18 protein-coding genes are annotated in these 20,615 nt (G+C 73.5%); 7 read left to right on the forward strand and 11 right to left on the reverse strand.

The features are described from left to right. Positions 1 to 131 precede the first annotated feature (131 nt). A complete protein-coding gene (locus ABZY13_RS08670; RefSeq protein ID WP_356628190.1) occupies positions 132 to 1,829 on the reverse strand; it encodes an IclR family transcriptional regulator C-terminal domain-containing protein in 1,698 nt (565 codons plus the stop codon). Positions 1,830 to 1,993: 164 nt separating this feature from the next. Beyond that, the gene (locus tag ABZY13_RS08675) at positions 1,994 to 3,307 is read right to left on the reverse strand and encodes a M6 family metalloprotease domain-containing protein (protein WP_356628192.1); all 1,314 of its coding nucleotides are present in this window, start codon (positions 3,305 to 3,307) and stop codon (positions 1,994 to 1,996) included. A gap of 399 nt (positions 3,308 to 3,706) precedes the next feature. On the opposite strand from ABZY13_RS08675, the gene ABZY13_RS08680 reads away from it, so the two are divergent. Both ABZY13_RS08680 and ABZY13_RS08685 read left to right on the forward strand, forming a co-directional pair. Next, positions 3,707 to 4,351, forward strand: coding sequence for a TetR/AcrR family transcriptional regulator (locus tag ABZY13_RS08680; protein ID WP_356628194.1), 645 nt, complete (start codon positions 3,707 to 3,709; stop codon positions 4,349 to 4,351). Between the two features lie 191 nt (positions 4,352 to 4,542). After that, positions 4,543 to 6,096, forward strand: a complete 1,554-nt coding sequence (locus tag ABZY13_RS08685; protein ID WP_356628196.1) for an MFS transporter — start codon at positions 4,543 to 4,545, stop codon at positions 6,094 to 6,096. 88 nt (positions 6,097 to 6,184) lie between these two features. Here the strand turns inward: ABZY13_RS08685 and ABZY13_RS08690 are convergent, their stop codons facing one another. Further along, positions 6,185 to 6,673 (reverse strand): MarR family transcriptional regulator, encoded by a 489-nt coding sequence (locus ABZY13_RS08690; RefSeq protein ID WP_356628198.1) that lies wholly within the window; start codon positions 6,671 to 6,673, stop codon positions 6,185 to 6,187. 203 nt (positions 6,674 to 6,876) lie between these two features. Between ABZY13_RS08690 and ABZY13_RS08695 the strand changes: the two genes are divergently transcribed. After that, the gene (locus ABZY13_RS08695) at positions 6,877 to 7,638 is read left to right on the forward strand and encodes a class III extradiol ring-cleavage dioxygenase (protein ID WP_356628501.1); all 762 of its coding nucleotides are present in this window, start codon (positions 6,877 to 6,879) and stop codon (positions 7,636 to 7,638) included. Between the two features lie 126 nt (positions 7,639 to 7,764). Here ABZY13_RS08695 and ABZY13_RS08700 read toward each other — a convergent pair whose 3' ends face one another. Further along, entirely contained in the window at positions 7,765 to 8,283 is a 519-nt protein-coding gene (locus ABZY13_RS08700; protein ID WP_356628200.1) for an N-acetyltransferase family protein, read from the reverse strand. A 207-nt stretch (positions 8,284 to 8,490) separates the two neighbouring features. Here ABZY13_RS08700 and ABZY13_RS08705 point away from each other — a divergent pair, with 207 nt between their 5' ends. Together ABZY13_RS08705 and ABZY13_RS08710 are read left to right on the forward strand one after the other, a co-directional pair. Further along, positions 8,491 to 9,489: a sigma-70 family RNA polymerase sigma factor gene (locus tag ABZY13_RS08705; protein WP_356628202.1), complete on the forward strand. Its 999-nt coding sequence runs from the start codon at positions 8,491 to 8,493 to the stop codon at positions 9,487 to 9,489. A 649-nt stretch (positions 9,490 to 10,138) separates the two neighbouring features. Beyond that, positions 10,139 to 10,759, forward strand: a complete 621-nt coding sequence (locus ABZY13_RS08710; RefSeq protein WP_356628503.1) for a TetR family transcriptional regulator — start codon at positions 10,139 to 10,141, stop codon at positions 10,757 to 10,759. A 43-nt stretch (positions 10,760 to 10,802) separates the two neighbouring features. On the opposite strand, the gene ABZY13_RS08715 is transcribed toward ABZY13_RS08710, so the two are convergent. The 3 genes from ABZY13_RS08715 to ABZY13_RS08725 form a co-directional block, all read right to left on the reverse strand. After that, positions 10,803 to 13,454 (reverse strand): SpoIIE family protein phosphatase, encoded by a 2,652-nt coding sequence (locus ABZY13_RS08715; protein WP_356628204.1) that lies wholly within the window; start codon positions 13,452 to 13,454, stop codon positions 10,803 to 10,805. Between the two features lie 240 nt (positions 13,455 to 13,694). After that, a complete protein-coding gene (locus tag ABZY13_RS08720) occupies positions 13,695 to 14,039 on the reverse strand; it encodes a hypothetical protein (RefSeq protein WP_356628206.1) in 345 nt (114 codons plus the stop codon). A 251-nt stretch (positions 14,040 to 14,290) separates the two neighbouring features. Next, positions 14,291 to 15,259, reverse strand: a complete 969-nt coding sequence (locus tag ABZY13_RS08725; RefSeq protein ID WP_356628208.1) for a YafY family protein — start codon at positions 15,257 to 15,259, stop codon at positions 14,291 to 14,293. Positions 15,260 to 15,483: 224 nt separating this feature from the next. Here ABZY13_RS08725 and ABZY13_RS08730 point away from each other — a divergent pair, with 224 nt between their 5' ends. Beyond that, on the forward strand, positions 15,484 to 16,926 hold the full coding sequence (locus tag ABZY13_RS08730; RefSeq protein ID WP_356628505.1) for an MFS transporter: 1,443 nt from the start codon (positions 15,484 to 15,486) through the stop codon (positions 16,924 to 16,926). Positions 16,927 to 16,999: 73 nt separating this feature from the next. Here ABZY13_RS08730 and ABZY13_RS08735 read toward each other — a convergent pair whose 3' ends face one another. After that, on the reverse strand, positions 17,000 to 17,746 hold the full coding sequence (locus ABZY13_RS08735; RefSeq protein ID WP_356628210.1) for a DUF6227 family protein: 747 nt from the start codon (positions 17,744 to 17,746) through the stop codon (positions 17,000 to 17,002). 168 nt (positions 17,747 to 17,914) lie between these two features. Next, entirely contained in the window at positions 17,915 to 18,940 is a 1,026-nt protein-coding gene (locus ABZY13_RS08740) for a P1 family peptidase (RefSeq protein WP_356628212.1), read from the reverse strand. Positions 18,941 to 19,030: 90 nt separating this feature from the next. Here ABZY13_RS08740 and ABZY13_RS08745 point away from each other — a divergent pair, with 90 nt between their 5' ends. Beyond that, a complete protein-coding gene (locus ABZY13_RS08745) occupies positions 19,031 to 19,300 on the forward strand; it encodes a hypothetical protein (RefSeq protein ID WP_356628531.1) in 270 nt (89 codons plus the stop codon). 18 nt (positions 19,301 to 19,318) lie between these two features. Here the strand turns inward: ABZY13_RS08745 and mscL are convergent, their stop codons facing one another. Both mscL and ABZY13_RS08755 read right to left on the reverse strand, forming a co-directional pair. After that, positions 19,319 to 19,795 (reverse strand): large conductance mechanosensitive channel protein MscL, encoded by a 477-nt coding sequence (gene mscL, locus ABZY13_RS08750; RefSeq protein WP_356628214.1) that lies wholly within the window; start codon positions 19,793 to 19,795, stop codon positions 19,319 to 19,321. Positions 19,796 to 19,936: 141 nt separating this feature from the next. Further along, entirely contained in the window at positions 19,937 to 20,605 is a 669-nt protein-coding gene (locus ABZY13_RS08755) for a hypothetical protein (protein WP_356628216.1), read from the reverse strand. Positions 20,606 to 20,615 lie beyond the last annotated feature (10 nt).

Below are 20,615 nucleotides of genomic sequence, written 5' to 3' on the forward strand. Positions count from 1 at the left end.
TTTCGGGGGTGTGGGCGAGCCGTGGCGCGCCGGTGCGGCACCCGTATGGAAGGGGCGTGGCGGGTCGGCGGCGTGGCGGGCAGGGGCGGCCTCCCGGCCGGGCACGGCGGGTTCGCGGCCGGCCGGGCGGGTCAGGTCAGGGGCACGCGGGTGAAGCGGGACGACGTGTGCAGGTCGGCCTCGATCGCGGTGGCCGTGGCGCGCAGTTCCGGCAGGAGGGAGCCGACGCACTCCTGCGTCGTGTGTCGGGAGATGTGCATCGCCGTGTTGACGGCGGCCACGACACGGCCCGCGCGGTCGCGGACCGGGACCGCCAACGAGCGCAGGCCCTCCTCCAGTTCCTCGTCGACGAGGGCGTAGCCCTGCTCGCGGACGGTGGCCAGGATCCGGGCCAGCTCGGCGGGGTCCGTGACGGTGTGCGGGGTCAGCGGGTGCAGTGCGCCCGGGTCGGGCGAGGGCAGGTCGCCCAGCAGGACCCGGCCCATCGACGTGGCGTGGGCCGGGAAACGGGTCCCCACCGTGATGTTCACGCTCATCACGCGGGTGGTGGCCACGCGGGCCGTGTACTGGATCTCGTCGCCGGCCGGGGTGAGGACTGCGAGCGACGTGGACTCGTGGATGCGGTCGGCGAGCGCGGTCAGGTGCGGGGCCGCGATCCGGGGCAGGGAGGTGCGGGACAGGGGTGGGTAGCCGAGGGACAGCACGCGCGGAGTGAGGGTGAAGGCGCCCTCGCGGGACTGGCGGACCAGACCGAGGTGCTCGTACGTGATCAGGGCCCGGCGTGCCGTCGCCCGGGCCAGCCCGGTCGCCCTCGCCACGTCGGCCAGGGTCAGTTCGGCGCGGCCCTCGCCGAACGCCGTCAGCACGGTCAGGCCCCGGGCCAGCGACTCCACGAACTCCCGGCCCAGCTCCTGTTTCGACGCACCCGTCCACAGGGCCAGTCCCGCGGGCAGGGCGCACGGCCGGGTCGGGGGCGCGGTGCGCAGCTCCGCCTCCATCGCCGCGACCGCCTCCCGCAGCCGGGGCAGCAGGTTCTCGCGCAGGCTCGCCGCGGTGTGCCGGCTCGTGTGGCTGACCACGCTCGCCGCGCACGCGATCCGTCCGGTGCGGGGATCGCGTACCGGAACCGCCACCGCTACGAGTCCCGGTTCGATCAACTGGTCGTCCAGCGCCCACCCCTGCTCACCGGCCTCGGCCGCGCGCCGCGCGAAGTCCCGGTCGGACAGCGGACGTTCGGCCAGCGGTACGGCGATGAAGGCGTCGTTGCGCGGGTCCTCGGCCCGGCGCGCCCGCCAGCGGCGCCAGTCCTCGGGCGTCCACTGCGCCGCGAACAGCGCGCCGGGCGCGGTGCGTTCGGCCGGCAGCAGGTCGCCGATGCGGAAGCTCAGGGACATCGCGCGGCGGCGGGTCGCCTGGTGGACGAACCGGATGCCGTCGCCGTCGCGGACCGCGAGGGACACCGACTCGTCCAGCTCGTCGGCGAGGGCGTCCGCCCGCCCGGCCAGCAGGTCGGGCAGGCGCAGGGCGGCCAGGTAGGCGTTGCCCAGCTCCATCAGACGGGGAGCGAGGACCGCGTCCCGCCCGTCGAGCCGGACGTACCCCATGCGGGCGAGGGTCGCCGTGACCCGGTCGACGGTGGACCGGGCGAGCCCGGTGGCCCGCTCCAGGGCGCTCAGGCTCAGCACGCCGTCGGCCTCCGTGAGTCGCCGCACCACCGCGACCCCGCGGATCAACGGCGCGACCGCTTCGGCCGGCGGCACGTCGGCGACCGGCACGTCGGCGACCGGCGCGGCGTTCGTCGTGGGGTGGGCGGGACGGGCGGCGGGCATCAGTTCTCCGGTACGGCGATCGGGGCACGCCTACGGTAACCGCGCGAGCGCCCGCCGGGACGCCGGGCGTCCGGCGGCGACACGGGACGCCGGCCACCCACCCGACGCCTGCTCCCGGCCTCCGGCCCCACCTCCGCTCCCGCCCCACCTCCGCTCCCTCCCCGCTACCTCCGCTTCCGCTCCACCCGCACCACATGGTTCCCCGCCGGGTCCACGCCCGTGACCTCTATCTCGATGCCCCGGCGCGGGTCCTTGAAGGTCTGGCCCGGGGTGAAGGCGGCGTCGGAGAGTTCCGCGTGGACGTTCGGGCTGCGGGTGCAGCCGCCGCTGTCCCGGCGGGAGTCGTACACCCGCACCGGCCCCATGCCGGTGTCCACGTCCGCGTCCACCTTGTAGATCAGCACGCCCGGCCGGCACACGGCCTCGTCGTTGCCGGCGCGGGTGCGCAGCTCGGCCGCGTAGCCCGTGCGCCGGTCGATGGGTATGAAGATCAGCTTGGGGCCGCCCGGGCGGGCCAGCGGGGTCAGCAGGTGCTCGCTCGTGCCGTGCGCGGCGACGCAGCCGACCTGGGCCGGGTCCAGCCAGCCGAGCTTCCACTTGTGCCAGCCGAGGAGGTCGTTGTTGGCCCCCCAGTCCTCGCTCATGATGTCCCAGTGCCCGACCGCGCCCCCGCCCTCCTGGGTGTAGAGGTCGGGCAGGCCGAAGACGTGGCCGTTCTCGTGCGGCAGGACGCGGTAGCCGGTGCGCGCGTAGGCGCCGGAGCCGTCGTCCTGGCGGGAGTAGACGAAGGAGGCGTTGGCGACGGGGACGCCGTCCGCCGTGGGGGCCTCGCTGTTGCCGGCGAACGTCACCGACAGGACGGTGTCCAGCGCGGACGGGCCGGCGTTCGGGGTCACCAGCACGTTCAGCAGGTCGTACGCCGCGAAGTCGACCTCGGGGTCGGCGGCGCCTACCAGGTCCTCGACCAGCAGGCGGTAGCCGGGCTCGAAGGGGGCGCCGCGCTCTATGCCGTACTCCTCGAACGGCCTGGGCATCCGCAGCCAGTCGCGGATCGGGGTCTCGGGGCGGTAGTCCAGGCGGCCGTAGGAGCTGGTGCGGAACCAGGCGCGGGTCTGCGGGAAGAACTCCCGGAAGCGGTTCATGGCGCTGCCCCGGCCCGGCGCGTCCTCGAAGTCGATCATCAGGGTGAGCGCGCGGATCGTGCCGGTGGAACGGGCGTAGCCGCCGGAGGTGGGGATGCCCTCGGACATCTGCACGTCCAGCCTGCTGCTGATCATGCAGGGGGCGAGGGCGGTGGCGTGGGCCGGGTTCATCGCGCGCGCCCCGGCCGCCGCCGGGCCCACCGTGTGGTGACCCGTGCCCGCCGACGTGCCGACCGCCAGGGTGAGCGCGGTCACGGCGCCGAGCGCGGCGACCCGGCGCGGGCGTATCCGGCGCGCGCCGGAGGGGAGGGGTTGCGACGGGGGCCGTGGCTGCATGCATGGACCTTTCGCTCCAGGCAGCCACCGTTCTCCCGGCTGCACCCTCTCCTCACCCTGTGCGGGGCGTGTCGCGGGCGCGCGCTGGGGGAGACCGTTCGGGCGATCACGCGAAAGGGGGAGTGGGAGGAGGGAGGGGCAGGTGGGAGGGGGTGCGGGGGGGCGTGGTCCCGGGCCTCGGGCGAGGCGGGTGTGGGTGTGGTCCCGGGCGTCGGAAGGCGGCGTGCGTCGAGCTTCGGGCGGGTGTGACTCAGGTCACCTCGAATGCGGGAAATAACCGGGGACTCGATCCCCGTTTAACCCTGCGTCCGGACGAAACGGGGAGCTGCTCCCCGGATCGCCGCGACACTCGTTCCGATCGCCCTGGGAAGACCACCCAGACCACTCGAGGAGTACGCCGTGAACGCCGCCGCCCCCGCACGCCGCAAGGTGCCCCGGCCGCGCGCCGACGCCCTGCGCAACCGGGAGCGCATCGTCACCGCCGCCCGGGAGATGTTCGTCGAGCTCGGCCCCGATGTGCCGCTGGACGAGATCGCCCGCCGGGCCGGCGTCGGCAACGCCACGGTGTACCGCAACTTCCCGGACCGCGACGCCCTCGTCCGTGAGGTCGTCTGCTCCGTCATGGACCGCACGGCCCATGCCGCCGAGCAGGCGCTGGCCGACCACGGGGACGCCTTCGCGGCACTGGAGAGCTTCGTGCACACGGCCGCCGACGAGCGGATCAGCGCCCTGTGCCCGATGATCGCCAGCACCTTCGACGCGCACCACCCCGAACTGGAGGCGGCCCGCACCCGGGTCGAGGCGCTGGTGCAGGAGGTCATGGACCGTGCCAAGGCCGCCGGGCAGCTGCGTCCCGATGTGGACGTCGGCGATCTGATGATCGTCATCGCCCAGCTCAGCCGGCCTCCGGCGGGTGCCGCCTGCCTCAGCATCGACCGCTTCGTCCACCGTCACCTGCAGCTGTTCCTGGACGGACTGCGGGCGCCGGCCCCCACGTTGCTCACGGGCAGGCCCGTGACCATGGAGGCCCTTCGCCGCGCCTGAGCCAGCAGTCCGCGTCCCGCGTCCGGTTCGCCCTACGCTTCTTCCGCTTTTCGTCCGACGAAGTCCCGTTTCGCCCAACGAAGTCCTGGTCCCGACGAAGCTCCGATTTCCGCCCGAGCAGTCCCGAAGCGTTCACGCTCCGATCACGTCCCGAAGATTTCACGTTCCGAAGCTCCGAAGTGGGTACAGCCATGCCTGAAACACCCCGCGCCGTCGTCCCCGGCGCTCCTGCAGCGGCCCCGGCCGCCGACCCCTTGCGCTGGAAGGCGCTCGTCTTCATCGCGCTCGCCCAGCTGATGGTCGTCCTCGACGCCACCATCGTGAACATCGCGCTGCCGTCCGCCCAGCAGGACCTGGGGATCTCGGACGGCAACCGCCAGTGGGTCGTCACGGCCTACGCCCTCGCCTTCGGCGGTCTGCTGCTGTTCGGCGGACGCATTGCCGACCTGTGGGGCCGCAAGCGCGCCTTCGTGATCGGTCTCGCCGGCTTCGCCGTGGCCTCCGCGCTGGGCGGCGCCGCCGTCAACGAGGCCATGATGTTCGGGGCCCGCGCCCTCCAGGGCGTCTTCGGCGCGATACTCGCGCCCGCCGCGCTCTCCCTGCTCGCCGTGATGTTCACGGACGCCAAGGAGCGCGCCAAGGCGTTCGGCATCTACGGCGCGATCGCGGGCGGCGGCGGCGCCGTCGGCCTGATCCTCGGCGGCTTCCTCACCGAGTACCTGGACTGGCGCTGGACCTTCTACGTCAACATCCCGTTCGCCGTGGTCGCGGCGGCCGGCGCCTGGTTCGTCATCCACGAGCCCGCGGGCGGCCGCAACCGCTCCTCGCTCGACATCCCCGGCGTGATCCTCTCCACGCTCGGCCTGGTCGCGCTGGTCTACGGCTTCACCCGCGCCGAGGCCGAGGGCTGGAGCGACTCGGTGACGGTCGGCATGTTCGTCGCGTCCGCCGTCCTGCTCGCCGCGTTCGTGTTCGTCGAGGCGAAGGTCAAGGCCCCGCTGCTGCCGCTGCGCGTCATCACCGAGCGCAACCGGGCCGGCGTCTACCTCTCCCTCGGCCTCGCGATCATCGCGATGTTCGGCCTGTTCCTGTTCCTCACGTACTACCTCCAGGTCGTCAAGGGCTACTCGCCGGTCAAGACCGGCTTCGCCTTCCTCCCGATGATCGTGGGCATGATCACCGGCTCCACCCAGATCGGCGCCCGGCTGATGACCCGCGTCGCCCCGCGCCTGCTGATGGGCCCGGGCTTCCTGGTCGCCGCGATCGGCATGCTGCTGCTGACGCGGATGGAGATCGGTTCGTCGTACGCCGCCCTGCTGCTGCCGGCGATGCTGCTGCTCGGCCTCGGCATGGGCACCGCGTTCATGCCGGCGATGGCCCTGGCCACGCACGGTGTGGAGCCGCGTGACTCCGGTGTCGCCTCCGCGATGGTCAACACCTCGCAGCAGGTGGGCGGCGCGATCGGCACGGCCCTGCTGAACACCATCGCCGCCTCGGCGACGGCGGCGTACGTCGACACCCACAGCGCCTCGGCGACCACGCCCTCCGCTCAACAGCTGGTCCAGCTCAACGCCATGGTCGAGGGCTACACCAGCGCCATCTGGTTCGCCGTCGGCATCCTGGTCGTCGCCGCGGGCATCGCGGTGACCTTCATCAACGCCGGCCGCCCGGGCGGCACCGCGCTCGGCGGCTCCGCGGAGGGCGCCGAGGAGGAGCAGTTCGCGGTTCCGGTGGCCGTGCACTGACGTTCCGTACGACGGGGGGACGGACGGGGAAGGGGACGCCCCGTCCGTGAGCGGACCGGTCCTGGGGTCCAGGGGTGTCGGACACTCCCTAACGGAGCCAGGGCAGGTCGGCGCCCACTTCGGCCGGCTGAAGGCCCTCGGCGATGATCCGCATGATCTCGCCGAGGGCCTTCTGCTGTTCCGGGGTGAGCCGGTCGAACACCGCCTGGCGCACGGCGGCGACATGGCCCGGCGCCGCCTGCCGCAGGACTTCCGCGCCCCGGTCGGTCAGCACCGCGAACTGGCCCCGCTTGTCCGAGGGGCAGTCCTCCCGGCGCACCCAGCCCTTCTTCTCCAGACGTGCGACGGCGTGCGAGAGACGGGAACGGGTGATCTTCGCGCGCATCGCCAGCTCGGTCATCCGCAGCCGGCGGTCGGGCGACTCGGCGAGCTGGACGAGCAGGGCGTAGTAGATGTGCGGCATGTCCGCGTCGCGCTGGAGCTGCCGGTCGAGGTGGTCCTCCAGGAGGGTGACCGACTCGATGAAGGCGCGCCAGACCGCCTGTTCCCCGTCGGTGAGCCAGTTCGCACTGTTCATGGGTCCACCCTATGTCGCTGGTTGAAAGTTTAAATAGAGCCCCACGGAACACTTGAGAGTTCAACAAGGCCGGTGTAGGGTCGTCACCGTCGTCATCATGCTTGAGACTTCAAGGATCGGTCGACCCGCGGCCCCACGGGCCGACCGGCCGGTCCCTCGACCAGGGAGCCGCCGTCATGTCTGCCGCCGCCGCGCCGGAGCACATGCCCGCCCTCTACCTCAGCCACGGCGCACCGCCCCTCGCCGACGACCCCGTCTGGCCCGGCCAGCTCGCCGCCTGGGCCGCCGGCCTGCCCCGCCCCAAGGCGATCCTCATGGTCTCCGCCCACTGGGAGGAGGCCCCGCTCGCCCTCGGCGCCACCACCCGCGTCCCGCTGGTCCACGACTTCTGGGGCTTCCCCGAGCACTACTACCGCGTGACCTACGACGCCCCGGGCGCGCCCGCGCTCGCCGAAGCCGTGCGGAAGCTGCTGCGCGCCCCCGGCACGCCCGTCCAGGACATCCCCGACCGGGGCCTGGACCACGGGGCGTACGTCCCGCTCGTCGAGATGTTCCCCGAGGCCGACATCCCGGTCCTCCAGATCTCCCTGCCGACCCTCGACCCGGTGCGGCTGATGGAGATCGGCCGCAGGCTCGCGCCCCTGCGCGACGAGGGCGTGCTCGTCGTCGGGTCCGGCTTCTTCACCCACAACCTCGCCGCGCTGCGCCAGGGCGGCGTGCCCGCCTGGTCGGCCGAGTTCGACGACTGGGGCCGGCGCGCGCTGGAGGACGGCGACGTCGACGCGCTGCTCGACTTCACCCGCAAGTCCCCGGCGGGCCGGCTCGCCCACCCGCGCACCGAGCACTTCGCCCCGCTGTTCGTGACCCTGGGCGCCGCCGACGCGGCCGGCGAACTGGACGAGCACCGGTCGGTGATCGACGGGTTCTGGATGGGGCTGGCGAAGCGGTCGGTGCAGTTCGGCTGAGGACCGGGGCGAGGAGGCCGGTGCGGGCGGACGAGCGGGGGCGAGCGGGCGGCTCGGAGTCGTCCCGAACGGACGAGCGGGGGGCGAGCGGGCGGCTCGGGGTCGTCCCGAGCGGCCCGGAGCGGCTCAGAGCTCCTTCTCGTACCAGGCCACGTCCCAGTAGCGGCCGAACTTGCGGCCCACCTCCCGGTAGGTGCCGACGTGCCGGAAGCCGAACCGTTCGTGCAGCCGCGCGGACGCCTCGTTCGGCTGTGCGATCCCGGCGTACGCCCGGTGCACGTCCTCACCGGACAGCGCCTCGAACAGGGCCTCGTACAGCAGCGTTCCGACGCCCCGGCCCACCGCGTCCGGGGCGAGGTACACGGAGACCTCGACGGAGGTGGCGTAGGCGGGCTTGGCGCGGAACGGCCCCGAGGTCGCGTAACCCAGAATCCGCTGTGGGTCCGCCTCCGTGGCAACCATCAACCGGTGCGGTCCGTCTACAGGGTGGGAGAGCAGCCACGAGCGGCGCTCCGAAGGAGTGAGGGCGACGGTGTCGAATGTGATGGGCGTCTCACGGACGTAGTGGTTGTACAGGTCGGTGAGGGGCGCGAGATCCGCCTCGATACCCGGCCTGACCTGCACCTCCGTGCGTCCCGACGCCATCGTGCCTCCTCGTGTGGGCCGACAGGGTACTGCATGATCAGAAAAATCGATGGGTGGGTTGGGAATTCTGTCCTGATTCCAGTCGTTGTTTCCATCGGATGCAGGGCACCCGGGGAGAGTTCCGAAGCAGACAAGGCAGGGACCGTCCGGGGTCGATGTCGAGCATCCACGGACCACCCGCTGACCTCACATCGCAAGGGAGCACGCATGGCAACCCGTGCCGTCGCCCGTCGTACGTCCGCCGCCGGCGAGACCGTCGACGCGGCCAGCAGTGTTCGCGCCCATGGCGGCGAGATCGCGGACCGCGATCTGGTCGGCATGTACCTCGACGAGATCGCGCGTACACCGCTGCTCGACGCCGCCAAGGAGGTCGAGCTGTCCCAGATCATCGAGGCGGGTGTGTTCGCGCAGCAGGTCCTCGACGGCTACGAGGAGTCCAAGGCGGACGCCAGCCGTGAGGAGCTGGAGGCCCTGGTCGCCGAGGGGGAGCGGGCCAAGGACGTCTTCATCCGCTCCAACCTCCGCCTCGTCGTCGCCGTGGCCCGCCGGTACCCGCGCAGCGGTCTGCCGCTGCTCGACCTGATCCAGGAGGGCAACGCCGGCCTGGTGCGCGCGGTCGAGAAGTTCGACTACCGCAAGGGCTTCAAGTTCTCCACGTACGCCACCTGGTGGATCCGCCAGGCCATCACCCGCTCCATAGCCGACCAGTCGCGCACTATCCGGCTCCCCGTCCACCTGGTGGAGGAGCTGGGCCGGATCCGGCGTGTGCAGCGCGAGTTCAACCGCGAGCACGGGCGCGACCCGGAGCCCGCGGAGATCGCCGCCGAGCTGGGTTCGACGCCGGAGCGCGTCATCGACGTGCTCGACTGGGCGCGCGACCCGGTCTCGCTGAACATGTCGGTCGACGACGAGGGCGAGACGCAGTTCGGCGACCTGCTCGAGGACACCTCCGCGGTGTCGCCCGAGCAGTCGGTGCTCACGCTGCTGCGCAGCGAGGAACTGGACGACCTGATCGGCCGCCTCGACCAGCGCACGGCCTCCATCATCAAGATGCGCTACGGCATCGACGACGGCCGGGAGCGCACGCTGACCGAGGTCGGCAAGGAGCACGGACTGACGCGCGAGCGCATCCGGCAGATCGAGAAGCACGCGCTGCTGGAGCTGAAGAAGCTCGCCCGCGACACCGGGTTCGACGCGGTCGCCTGACCGGCCGGTCGCATCGGCTGCCGCACCGACGGCCACGGGCTGCGGCACCGGCCGGCTGCGGCACCGACCGAGGTACCGACGGCGACCGGCTCCGGCACCGACCGAGGTACCGACGGCACCGGCTCCACCACCGACCGGCGCGCCGACGGGCGCACACCCCGCGCGGGCGCGTGCGCCGGTGGCCAAAGGCCGCGCGAACAATGGCGCTGTAACGTCGCTTCAAGGGCCAGGGGCGGGGGAACAAGACTTCCGGGCCCACCCCCGGCCCACCGGCCACGTACGAGAGCCACGTCCCGACGCACTCCCCCCGGCGGCGGGACGCTCCCCGAGCCGGGCTTCGACGTCTTCCCCCGGGCGTCGGAGCCCGGCTCTTTCTCCGTCGGGCGGTGGGGGCGTCGTCGCACGGGCCTACCGGAGCCGCGGCGAGAGCACGCCGAGCGGCGGGGCACCCCGTACCTGAACACCGGGGTGGCCCGCCGGATGGCAGATTGTGCCACACCGGCATACCCTGCCGGGCGTGAGCACGACCCAAGCACCGAATCCGCCGGCACGCAAACCCCGGGAACCGGCCGACCTCGCGTCGGCCACCCCCGCACCGGCAGCCCCGGCCTCCCTCTCCCTCACCGAACGGCGCAAGGCGGCGACCCGGATGGAGATCGCCCGCGCCGCGGCGGCCCTCTTCGTACGGAACGGGCTGCGCGCCACCCGCGCCGAGGACATCGCCCAGGCCGCCGGCATCGCCCCGCGCACCTTCTACCGTTACTTCGCCACCAAGGAGGAGGCCGTCGCGCCCCTCTACGCGGCCGGCGCCCAGCGCTGGGCCGAGGCCCTCCGCGACGCCCCGGCCCACCTGCCGGTGACCGAGGCCCTGGAACACGCGGTGCGCCACACCCTCACCCCCGGCGCGGGAGTCTCCGCCGCCTCCTGGGAGTGGGTCCGCACCCTCGTCCACCTCGCCCACACCAGCCCCGCCCTGCGCAAGGTGTGGGCCGAGGTGTGCCAGGCCTCGGAGGACACCCTGTCCCAGGCGCTGGCGGCCCGGACGACGCCGTGCACGCACCGTGACGACAACGTTGCCGTACGCCATCCCGTCACGCCGGTCCCGCCCGTCACCCCCCGGCTGCGGTTCGCGGCGGCGGTGGCGGGCGCGGCGGTGCGGGTGGCCGTCGAGTCCTGGGCGTCCGGAACCGCCCCGGCGACCGGCCCCGACGGGCCCGCGGAACTGGCGCTGCGCAACCTCGAGGCCCTGCGCGACTTCCCCTGGACGTGACGCCGGGACGACCGCGTACGACGCTGTACGGCAGGTGGGCGGCTCACACCGGCGTCGGCCGCAGCGCGAGCACCGCGATGTCGTCGGCGCTGTCCGCCCCCAGCCCGATCAGCAGCTCGTCGCAGAACGTCTCCAGCGGCTCCCGGGCCAGCTCCGCGGTGTACCGGCGGAGCCGGTCCAGGGCGTCGTCCAGCGACTCGCCCCGGCGTTCCACGAGACCGTCGGTGTAGAGCAGCAGCGTCGATCGGGCCGGCAGCGCGCTGGTCGCCGCCCGGCGCGGCATGTTCGGGTCCATGCCGAGCAACAGCCCCGCACCCTCCTCCAGATAGCGGGTCCCGCCCTCCCGCGTGGTCAGCAGCGGCGGCAGATGACCGGCGGAGGAGTGCCGCAGCTCCCAGGGGCCGCCCGGAGTGCCTTTCACGACGCCGTAGAGGCAGGTGGCGGTGGCCTCCCGGTGGAGGCTGTGGTTGGCCAGATCCAGCCGGCGCAGCACCAGCTCGGGCGGCTCCTGCCGGTCGACCGCGATGCCGCGGAGCATGCTGCGCAGCTGGCTCATCGCGATCGCCGCGTCCAGGTTGTGCCCGGTGACGTCGCCGATGACGACCGCCGTGTCGCCGCTGGGCAGCAGGAAGCAGTCGTACCAGTCGCCGCCGACCTGGGCCGTGGTCGAGGAGGAGGCGTAACGGGCGGCCATCTGCAGGCTGTCGATGTCCGGGAGCACCGGCAGCAGGGAGCGCTGCAGGCGTTCGGCGATGTTGCGGGTCTCCTGGTAGAGGCGGGAGTTGTCCACCCCGAGGGCCAGGCTGTGCACCAGGTCGTCCACCAGGGACAGGTCCTCCTCGGTGAACGGCCGCCGGCCCGCGGAACGGCCCACCGTCAGCGCGCCGAAGATCTTGCGGCGGGCCCGCAGCGGGGCGACGATCGCGCTGTCCGTTCCCAGTTTCCGCAGCAGCCGCGCGTAGTGGGCGTCCAGCGCGCTCTCGGCCTGGCCGGGCGGCAGGATCCGGTCGAGCAGCAGCGGCCCCGCGCCGCGCAGCGCCCGGGCGAGCGGCCCGCGGGAGGTGTCGGAGACGGACGGCAGCCTGCCCTCGTACGCCGCCGGCCGCTGCGTGGGGGGATCGCGCAGGACGACGCAGACCCGCTCGACCTGCGCCTGGTCGGTGAACAGGTCCACCGCGTACCAGTCGGCCAGCCGCCGGGTGATGAGCCGGCCGACGCTGTGCAGTCCGCTGTCCAGGTCCAGGGTGTCGTTCAGCGCGGCGCCGGTGTCGGCGAGGAGGGTCAGCCGTTCCAGCGGCGACATGCCGGCCTCGCCCGCAGACGTCCCGCTGCCGGTCCCCGCTTCCCGTCGTACGGCCGCCGGGGACCGGGCGCCGCCGGCGGGCTCGCCGGGCGGGACCTGCCGGCTGCGCTCGGTCCGGACGGCCGGGGCGTCGATCGCGGTGGTCGCGCGGGGGCTCATCTGGCCGACGAAGACGGTACGGCCGTCGGCGGTCTCCTGCGTCTGGATCACCAGCCGCACGGGCACCATCCGACCGTCGCGGTGCAGCGCCGGCAGCGGCACGGAGCGGCCCACGATGTGCGTCCGGCCGGTGAGCAGCAGCGAGGTGAAGGCGGCGATGTGCCGTCGGCGCAGATGCTCGGGGATGAGCGTGGTGAGCTTGCGGCCGAGCAGGTCGTCGGGCTGCCAGCCGAGCAGGTCGGCGGCCGCCTTGTTGACCGCGATGATCCGGTTGCCGTCGTCGGCGGCGATGGTCGGCATCCGGCCGGCCCGTACGTTCGCGGCGTCCCACGGCACCAGGTCCGCCGCAGTGGCGTCGGGCTCGCGGGGCACCACGGTCCAGGCGGCGGGCGGGCCGCCGGCGAGCTGGCCGAGGATCTGGTCGAACATCCAGTCCTGGAAGGCCCGCAGCCGGGGCAGCGCCGGAAGGGTCAGCAGGCGCTCCTCCCGCGCCGCCGCCTCGGCCAGCCCGAGCACCCGGCGCAGGGTGCGCACCGCCGGCCCCGCGTCCCGGGGCAGCGGAAGGGAGAGGGAACGCAGGTCGGCGTCGGGCGGCTGCGCCTCCACCGCCGCCGCGACACAGGCGGTGATCATGTTGCTGACGTCGTGCGCGGCGACGAGGTCCCCGTCCGTCACCTCGGGGGCGTGCCCGAGGGCCGCGGCGAACGACAGCTCGCGCAGCAGCGCGTGCCGGTGCTGCGTGCACGCCGAGTAAAGGGCGCTGGGTACGTCGATCAGCGTCACCGTGTCCCCGAAGGAGCGCTTCGGCGAGGCGGCCGTCCAGCCCGGGGAGGGCGGCGGGGGCCCGCCGGGCCACAGCTCGAACCACACCGCCTTGTGCGCCTCGCCGGTCTCCACCCCGTGCCGCGAGGCCAGCTGCTCCACCAGGGCCAGCCCTTGCCCCGTGCCGGCGTAGGGCGGACAGCGCTGCGGCACCGGCGCCCTGCCCGGCCGCTCGTCGACGACCCGCACCCGCACCCGGCCGTCCCGGACGAGGACGTCCACGTCGACGTCGGTGCGGGCATGCACCACCGCGTTGGTCACCAGCTCGCTGACCAGCAACTGCGCGGTGTCGGCCAGCTCGGAGGCGACACCGCCGAGAGCGGCGCGCACGAACCGCCGCGCCGACGCCGCGCTCTGCGGTCTCCCGGGGAATCGGCGTGACAGTGGCTTCGGCGGATCGAGGTCGCCCATGTCCCCAGTGTCCCTCCGGGGCCCGGGCGTGCGCTGGGTTCGAGGAGTTTGGGCAGGTCAGAGGGGTGGGGGGATGGGCCGGGTGGGTGAGGGGAGGTGGGGATGAGGGGTGGGGTGAGGGTGGGGTGAGAGGCGACTTGTGGGGGAGTGCGGTCGGCGTGGCTCGGGTGGCCGCGCTCGCCCGGTCGGATCGGGCGGTCGGGCGGCTCGCGGCTCGGGCGGATCGGTCGGCCCGGTCGCTCATGCGCAAGGGTGCGTGGTGGTGTGGTGCAGCCAGCGCCGGATGCTGGCGCTGATGCCGCCGGGGAGGGCGGCGAGCTGCTCGATGGCCTCGCGGTCCTCGGGGCGGGGCGGGATGCCGGCCGCCGTCAGGGCCGCGTGCAGGTCGAGACGGCGCCGGTCGCGCGGGTCGATCGTGACGGCGGCCCGGTGGGGCGGGGTGGCGGTGGCGGCCATGGGGTCGTACCGGTCCGCCGTGACGGCGATGCGGTCGGCGGGGCGGGGCGGGGGCAGCAGGTAGTCGCCGTGGGCGTACGGGTCCAGGCGGGTCCCGGCGGTGCCGTGCTCGAAGGCGGTCGCGCTCACGGAGGGCTCCTTACGCGAGGTGTGTCGGACACCGGAAGGGAGTCGCCGCGGGCCGGGGGCGGTTGCGGAGGCGGCCGGGAACCACGCCGATGGCGTCATCGGCAGTTCATCGGCCGGTCGGAGGATCAGCCCGGCCACGCCCGCCCCGAGACGGCCCGGAGACGGCCCGGAAAGGCCCGGAGACGGCCCGGAAAGACCCCGAGACGGCCCGGGAAGGCCCGGAGACGGCCGGACGCGGGCGGATCCGGTGCTCATCCTTCGGCGGCCCGCACCATTCGCCCGCCCAACTCCCGTACACAATCGGTTAGTTTCTCCGGACCCTCCACGGTGAAGTCGGCGCCCACCAGCGCCAGCCGCACCGCCAGCCACTCCACCGGGTCCCCGGTCGTCCCGCTCAGCCGGCAGCGGCCGGGGCCGAGCGGTTCCGGCGCCGCCCCGCGCCAGCCGCGCAGCCCCGCCGTGACGGCCTCCGCGTCCGCGGCGAACGTGACGGTGAAGTCGTACGTCTCCTGCCGGTGCCCGAGCGACCGGCGCAGATACTCCTCCGCGCTCCCCTCCGGCAGTTCGCGCAGCTCGAACCGCGCCCCGGTCGGGAACGGTTCGCTCACCCGGTCGACGCGGAACGTACGCCAGTCCTCGCGCCCCAGGTCGTATGCCACCAGGTACCAGCGCCGTCCCGTCGACACCAGCCGGTACGGCTCCGTCAGCCGGCGTGACGCGCTGCCGTCCCCGGCCCGGTAGGCGAACCGCAGCCGTTCCCGGCCCGCCACCGCCGAGGCCATCGCGGTGAGCGTCTCGGGCGCGATGGTCGCGCCGTCGCCGCTGGTCAGCGGGGTGGTCGCGGCCTGAAGGGTAGCGACGCGGCGGCGCAGCCGGGCGGGCAGCACCTGCTCCAGCTTGGCCAGCGCCCGCACCGACGCCTCGTCCACGCCCTCCAGCGCGTGGCCGGCGCCGGCGCGCAGCCCCACCGCGATCGCCACGGCCTCCTCGTCGTCGAGGACCAACGGCGGCATCGCCTTGCCCGCGACGAGCCGGTAGCCGCCGTCGGCGCCCTTGCTCGACTCCACGGGATAACCCAGCTCCCGCAGCCGGTCGATGTCCCGCCGGACCGTGCGCCGTGACACACCGAGCCGGTCGGCGAGTTCCCCGCCGGGCCACTCACGGGGCGTCTGAAGGAGAGAGAGGAGGGTCAGGAGCCGGGCCGGGGTGTCTGTCGTCATGGGAGGAGGATGCCGCGCCATTAGGACGCGATCTGACCTAATGGGGATTTAGCTTTCCCACCATGCCCTTCACCGACCCCACCGAGACAACCGTTACCACCGAGACAGCCATGACCGCTGAGACAACCGTGACCGCCGGGACGACCACCGCCCCCGGGACGACGGCGACCGCCGCGGCGACCGACGGCGGCGACCGGCGCCGCTGGTTCGCCCTGGCGATCGTGATGACGGCGGCCTTCATGGACCTCGTCGACGTCACGATCGTCAACATCGCGATACCGACGATCCAGCGCAACGAGGGCGCCTCCCTCAGCCAGATCCAGTGGATCACCGCCGGTTACGCGCTGGCCTTCGCCGCCGGTCTGATCACCGGCGGACGGCTCGGCGACATCCACGGCCGCAAGCGCGTCTTCCTCGCGGGAGTCGCCGGCTTCACCGTCGCGTCCGCGCTGTGCGGCCTGGCCGCGAACCCGGAGATGCTCGTCGCCGCCCGCATCCTCCAGGGCGCGATGGCGGCGCTGATGGTGCCGCAGGTCCTGGCGATCGTGCACGCCACGTTCCCGGCGCACGAACGCGGCAAGGTCTTCGGCCTGTTCGGCGCGATCGTCGGGCTCGGCGCGGTCTCCGGGCCGCTGCTGGGCGCCCTGCTGACGGAGTGGAACCTCTTCGGCCTCGACTGGCGCCCGATCTTCCTGATCAACCTCCCGGTCGGCGTCGCCGCGCTGATCCTCGGCCGCCGCTTCATCACCGAGTCCAAGGCGCCCCAGGCCCTGCGGCTCGACCTGGTCGGCGTCGCCCTGGTGACGCTGGGCCTGCTGATGCTGCTCTACCCGCTCACCCGCGGCCACGAGCTGGACTGGCCGGTGTGGGGACATGTGTCGATGGGCGGCGCGCTGGTGGTGTTCGGGGCGCTGGTGGCGTACGAGCGACGCAAGTCGGCCCGTGACGGCTCCCCGCTGATCGAACTGTCGCTGTTCCGCGTCAAGAGCTTCGCGGCCGGCATCGCCGTGCAGACCGTCTTCGGCGTGGTGCTCGGCGTGTTCTTCCTGGTCTGGACGCTGTACATGCAGATGGGCCTCGGCTGGTCTCCGCTGAAGGCCGGGCTGACCGGTGTGCCGTTCTCGATCGCCGTGTCGGTGGCGGCCGGGATGTCGGTGCAGAAGCTGGTGCCGCGCTTCGGCCGGGGCGTGCTCCAGGCGGGCGCGCTGGTGATGGCGGCCGGACTGCTGCTCTACATCTGGGAGTCCGAGCACTACGGCCTCGCCATCACGCCCTGGCAGATGACGCTCCCGCTGGTCGTGATGGGCGTGGGCATGGGCCTGATCGTCGCCCCGCTGACCGACGCGATCCTCTCCGAGGTGCCGCACGAGCACGCCGGCTCGGCGTCCGGGCTGATCAGCACCGTCCAGCAGATGGGCAACGCGCTGGGGCTCGGCCTGGTCTCGGTGGTCTTCTTCGGCACCATGGACGACCACCTGGCCCCGGCAGAGGTCGGCGCCGCCTTCGCGGAGGCGTACCGGTACGCGCTCGGGTGGGCGGCCTCCGTCATGGTCGTGATCTTCCTGCTGATGTTCGCGCTGCCCAGGCGCCCGGCCCAGCACCTGGAGGGCGCGGGCGCGCCGACCGCCGCGACGCCGGCCGGGAAGGAACCGGCGTCCACGCCGTGACCCAGCCGGTGGCCGGTGCGCGAACGCGGCGCGGCGCTCCCTGTGGGGCCGGTCCCGGTACGGCCGGCCCCGCCTAGGAGCGCTGCGCCGCGCGCCGTTCCATCGCCGCCCGGGCGGCGTCCTCGCTGTCGTAGACCTCGCACATGTGCCGCCCGTCCGGGGTGGCCGTGTGCTCGACCTCCCACAGGGACAGCTCACGTCCGTCGGCCAGCAGGAACGCGTGCTCGTACAGCGAGAACGACGCCCCGGTACGGCCCGTGCGGCTCGGACGCCCGAAGGCCTGCGTGATCTGGTGCCCGCACGCCGTGGCCAGCAGCGCGGCGATCTCCGCGTCGGGACCGTCGGTGTTCTCCGCCCGGCGCAGCAGCCGGCGCGCGTGGTCCGCCGAGTCGTCCGGCACATAGGCGTGGCGGGGCCCGGGGAGCGCCGACAGCCGTAACAGCACCGGCAGTTCGAACTCGGGCGCCTCCGGGGAGAGGGGCAGCCGGCCGGTGGCGGCGCGCAGTTCCTCCTCGTCGATGTACACCTCGTGCTGCGGGGCGCTGCCCGGGGTGGGGTTGTGGACCAGCTCCCACAGCGTGAGCGCCGAGCCGTCGGCGAGCAGCCATGTGTGCCGGTACGTCTCACGGTGCAGACCGGCGCTGTGGTGCGCGGAGTGCAGCGAGCTGTCGTGCGCCAGCGCGCAGTCGAGCCGGCTCATGATCTCGTCGGGCAGTTCGAATGAGTTGAGGGCGCGGCCGAGCAGCCGCGCGAGGTGCTCCTCCGGAGACTCGGGCGACTCGGGTGGTTCGTACGCTTCGGTCTCGTACGGAACGCTCAAGGTCTCTCCCGGCGTTGCAGCATGTCACCTGGTGGGTGCATACCGTAGCCCCTCGGCCGGACATTGTGACCAGGAACCGAGAAAACGTGCGCCGGAAAAACGCGCCGACCGTGCACCGAGTTCCCTCCCCTTCCGACGAACTGTCAATGTCCCCAGGCCATACCGCGTTTACCGGCCGTACAGCTCCGTGTACGACGGCCAGCACCCGCCGGGCCCGTCCACCGCCCGGGCGGCGCGCACGGCGCGCACGATGGCGCGAGTGACGGCGTCCGCGCCGGCGGCGAGGATCTCGTTCAGCGCCAGCGGCTGCCCGGCGTCGAGCGGCCGCGCCCCGGTGGCGAGCGCGAACACCGTGTCCCCGTCGTTCAGCAGATGCACCGGCCGCACGGCGCGCGCGATCCCGTCGTGTGCCGTCCCGGCCAGCTTCTGCGCCTGGGCCTTCGACAGGTCCGCGTCGGTGGCGACCACCGCGAGCGTGGTGTTCAGCGGCGGCAGCGCGTTGCGCGCCTCGCTCTCGGCGAGCCGGCGTCGCGCGGCGTCCCGCACCCGCGCCCGCGGATGGCTCACCCGCCCCTGGAACAACTCCCCGTACAGCACCCCCGTCTCCGGATCCAGCGCCGACCCCGCCGCGTTGGCCACGACCAGCGCGCCCACCGTGATCCCCGAGCCGAGCACGACGCTCGCGGTGCCCACGCCGCCCTTCATCGCCCCGACCGTGGCCCCCGTCCCGGCGCCGACGCATCCCTCGGGCACCGGTGCGCCCGGCTCGCTCGCCGCCGCGGCCTCGACCGCCGCCCGGCCGAGCGCCGCGTCCGGCCGGGCCCGGAAGTCGCCGCCACGCCCGAGGTCGAAGACGCACGCCGCCGGCACCACCGGCACGACGTGCGCCGGGTCGGCCCCGACGCGAACCCCGCGCCCGCGCTCCTCCAGCCAGGCCATCACCCCGGACGCCGCGTCCAGCCCGTAGGCGCTGCCACCGGTCAGCACCACGGCCTCGACCGTCCGGACGAGGTTGCGCGGGTCGAGCGCGTCGGTCTCCTTGGTGCCGGGTCCGCCGCCGCGCACGTCCACCGCGGCGACGGCGCCGCCCTCCGGCGCCAGTACCACCGTGGTCCCGGTGAGCCAGCCGTCTCCGGTGCGGGTGGCGTGCCCGACCCGTAGCCCCTGCACGTCCGTCAGTGCGTCAACCGTCATGCGCCCCAGTCTGGCCCGCCACGGCCTCACGGTCCCGCGTCGGCCCCGCACTCCCGTCCCGGACCCTTCCGCGCCCCGTACCCTGAAGGCATGAGCACCTCCTCGGCACCCGAGCCGAAGCACGATCCAGAGCGGGATCCGAAGAGCGTCCCGGAGAGCGCCCCGGAGGGCGAGCCGAAGAGCGTCCCGGAGGGCGGGCCGAAGCGCGGTCCGAAGGCCGCGCTGGTCTTCGACGACCCGCTGAACCGGCAGTCCTCGGACGACACGGACCGCGGCTGGGGCGACCGGCCGGGCGCCGGCGGCGACGCCGCCGACGATCTGAGGCGCTTCCTGGACGAGAAGCCGCCCCACCACCTCTGAGCCGCCGCCCCGCCCCGGCTATCGCTCGGACGGGCCCGAACCCCGCTGGGCGACCAGCGTGTCGCGGATCTCCTTGAGCACCTCCAGCTCGGTCACCTCGATGACCTCCTGCGTGCCCTCCTTCGCCTTCCTGCGGGCCTCGACGCGAGCCAGGTACTTGGCCATCGGCAGCACCATGAGGAAGTAGACCACCGCGGCGGTGATCACAAAGCTGAGCGCGGCCCCGAGGACGGAACCCCAAAGGATCATGACCCCGCTGCTGACCGTGCCGTCCGCCGCCAGCTTGCAGGGGCCCTTCAGGCACGAGCTGTAGCTGTCGAGGTTCTTCGTGCCGATCGCGCCGACCAGCGGGTTGATGACGCCCTTCACCACTGCGTTGACGATGTTGGTGAAGGCGGCGCCGATGACCACCGCGACCGCCAGATCGACCACGTTCCCACGCATCAGGAAGGCCTTGAAGCCCTCCCAGAGACTGGGATCCTTCTTCTCGCTCACCTCGGGGACTCTCCTCATCGCACACGGCTGTTCCAGAACGAACAGCTCCGCAACCTACGTGAGCATGCGGCCAGGCTGTCCCATCCGATCGCTCGATCGAGCGACTTGACGGCGATTCGCGAGGTGTCCGCAGGATTCCGTTCAACACAACGTCACCGCCAGCCTCGCGGACGCCGCCGCCCCCGCGAGGTGAACGGCGGCGGCCCGCGGCACCGACAGCACGACCAGCGCGCCGCCCTCGGCGACGCCGTCGCCGGCCAGTGGCTCGGGGACTCTGCTCACCAGTGCCTCGCGCACGACCACCCGGGCCGTGCCGCCCGTCGCCGGGTCCTCGGCGGCGATGACGTCGACGCGGTCGCCGGGCCGCAGCAGCCCGACCGTGGCCGCGTCGGCGATCCGGACCGGCGCCAGCACCCGGGTGGCGCCCGCCCGGCGATCCGGTGCGCGGTCCGCCACCGGATGCCCACGGACCCGCTCGGCGTGCCGTGGGCCCGTCGGCTCACGCGGTCCGGCCGCCACCAGCGCCACGGCGGTGACCGCGAGCCCGGCCGCGAGCGCCCGCCGCCTGTGCCGTACGAGCCGGTGCAGCCCGTACCGCCCGCCGCGCACCCGGACCGGCGCGAAGCGCGGCACCTCGCAGGTGGGCGGCGCCTCCGCGCCGGGCGGAGGGGAGACGGCGGAAGAGGGCGCGGGCGCGGGAGAAGGAAAGGGAGAAGGGGAGGGGGAGGAGGCGGACCAAGAGGGAGGAGGAGAGGGAGAGGAGGCGGATGAAGAGGGAGAAGGACACGGAGAAGGAAAGGGCGACGACATGCGGACCACC

Origin of the sequence: Streptomyces sp. NPDC006610, assembly GCF_040611575.1 — a bacterium.
Lineage (GTDB): Bacteria > Actinomycetota > Actinomycetes > Streptomycetales > Streptomycetaceae > Streptomyces.

Coding starts and splice junctions, on each gene's coding strand:
- ABZY13_RS08745 (WP_356628531.1), top strand. CDS start 19,031: ATGAGCACCTCCTCGGCACCCGAGCCGAAGCACGATCCAGAGCGGGAT.
- ABZY13_RS08700 (WP_356628200.1), bottom strand. CDS start 8,283: ATGGCGTCGGGACGCACGGAGGTGCAGGTCAGGCCGGGTATCGAGGCG.
- ABZY13_RS08725 (WP_356628208.1), bottom strand. CDS start 15,259: ATGACGACAGACACCCCGGCCCGGCTCCTGACCCTCCTCTCTCTCCTT.
- ABZY13_RS08755 (WP_356628216.1), bottom strand. CDS start 20,605: ATGTCGTCGCCCTTTCCTTCTCCGTGTCCTTCTCCCTCTTCATCCGCC.
- ABZY13_RS08675 (WP_356628192.1), bottom strand. CDS start 3,307: ATGCAGCCACGGCCCCCGTCGCAACCCCTCCCCTCCGGCGCGCGCCGG.
- ABZY13_RS08710 (WP_356628503.1), top strand. CDS start 10,139: ATGGAGATCGCCCGCGCCGCGGCGGCCCTCTTCGTACGGAACGGGCTG.
- ABZY13_RS08695 (WP_356628501.1), top strand. CDS start 6,877: ATGCCCGCCCTCTACCTCAGCCACGGCGCACCGCCCCTCGCCGACGAC.
- ABZY13_RS08705 (WP_356628202.1), top strand. CDS start 8,491: ATGGCAACCCGTGCCGTCGCCCGTCGTACGTCCGCCGCCGGCGAGACC.
- ABZY13_RS08715 (WP_356628204.1), bottom strand. CDS start 13,454: ATGGGCGACCTCGATCCGCCGAAGCCACTGTCACGCCGATTCCCCGGG.
- ABZY13_RS08690 (WP_356628198.1), bottom strand. CDS start 6,673: ATGAACAGTGCGAACTGGCTCACCGACGGGGAACAGGCGGTCTGGCGC.
- ABZY13_RS08740 (WP_356628212.1), bottom strand. CDS start 18,940: ATGACGGTTGACGCACTGACGGACGTGCAGGGGCTACGGGTCGGGCAC.
- ABZY13_RS08730 (WP_356628505.1), top strand. CDS start 15,484: ATGACGGCGGCCTTCATGGACCTCGTCGACGTCACGATCGTCAACATC.
- ABZY13_RS08670 (WP_356628190.1), bottom strand. CDS start 1,829: ATGCCCGCCGCCCGTCCCGCCCACCCCACGACGAACGCCGCGCCGGTC.
- ABZY13_RS08685 (WP_356628196.1), top strand. CDS start 4,543: ATGCCTGAAACACCCCGCGCCGTCGTCCCCGGCGCTCCTGCAGCGGCC.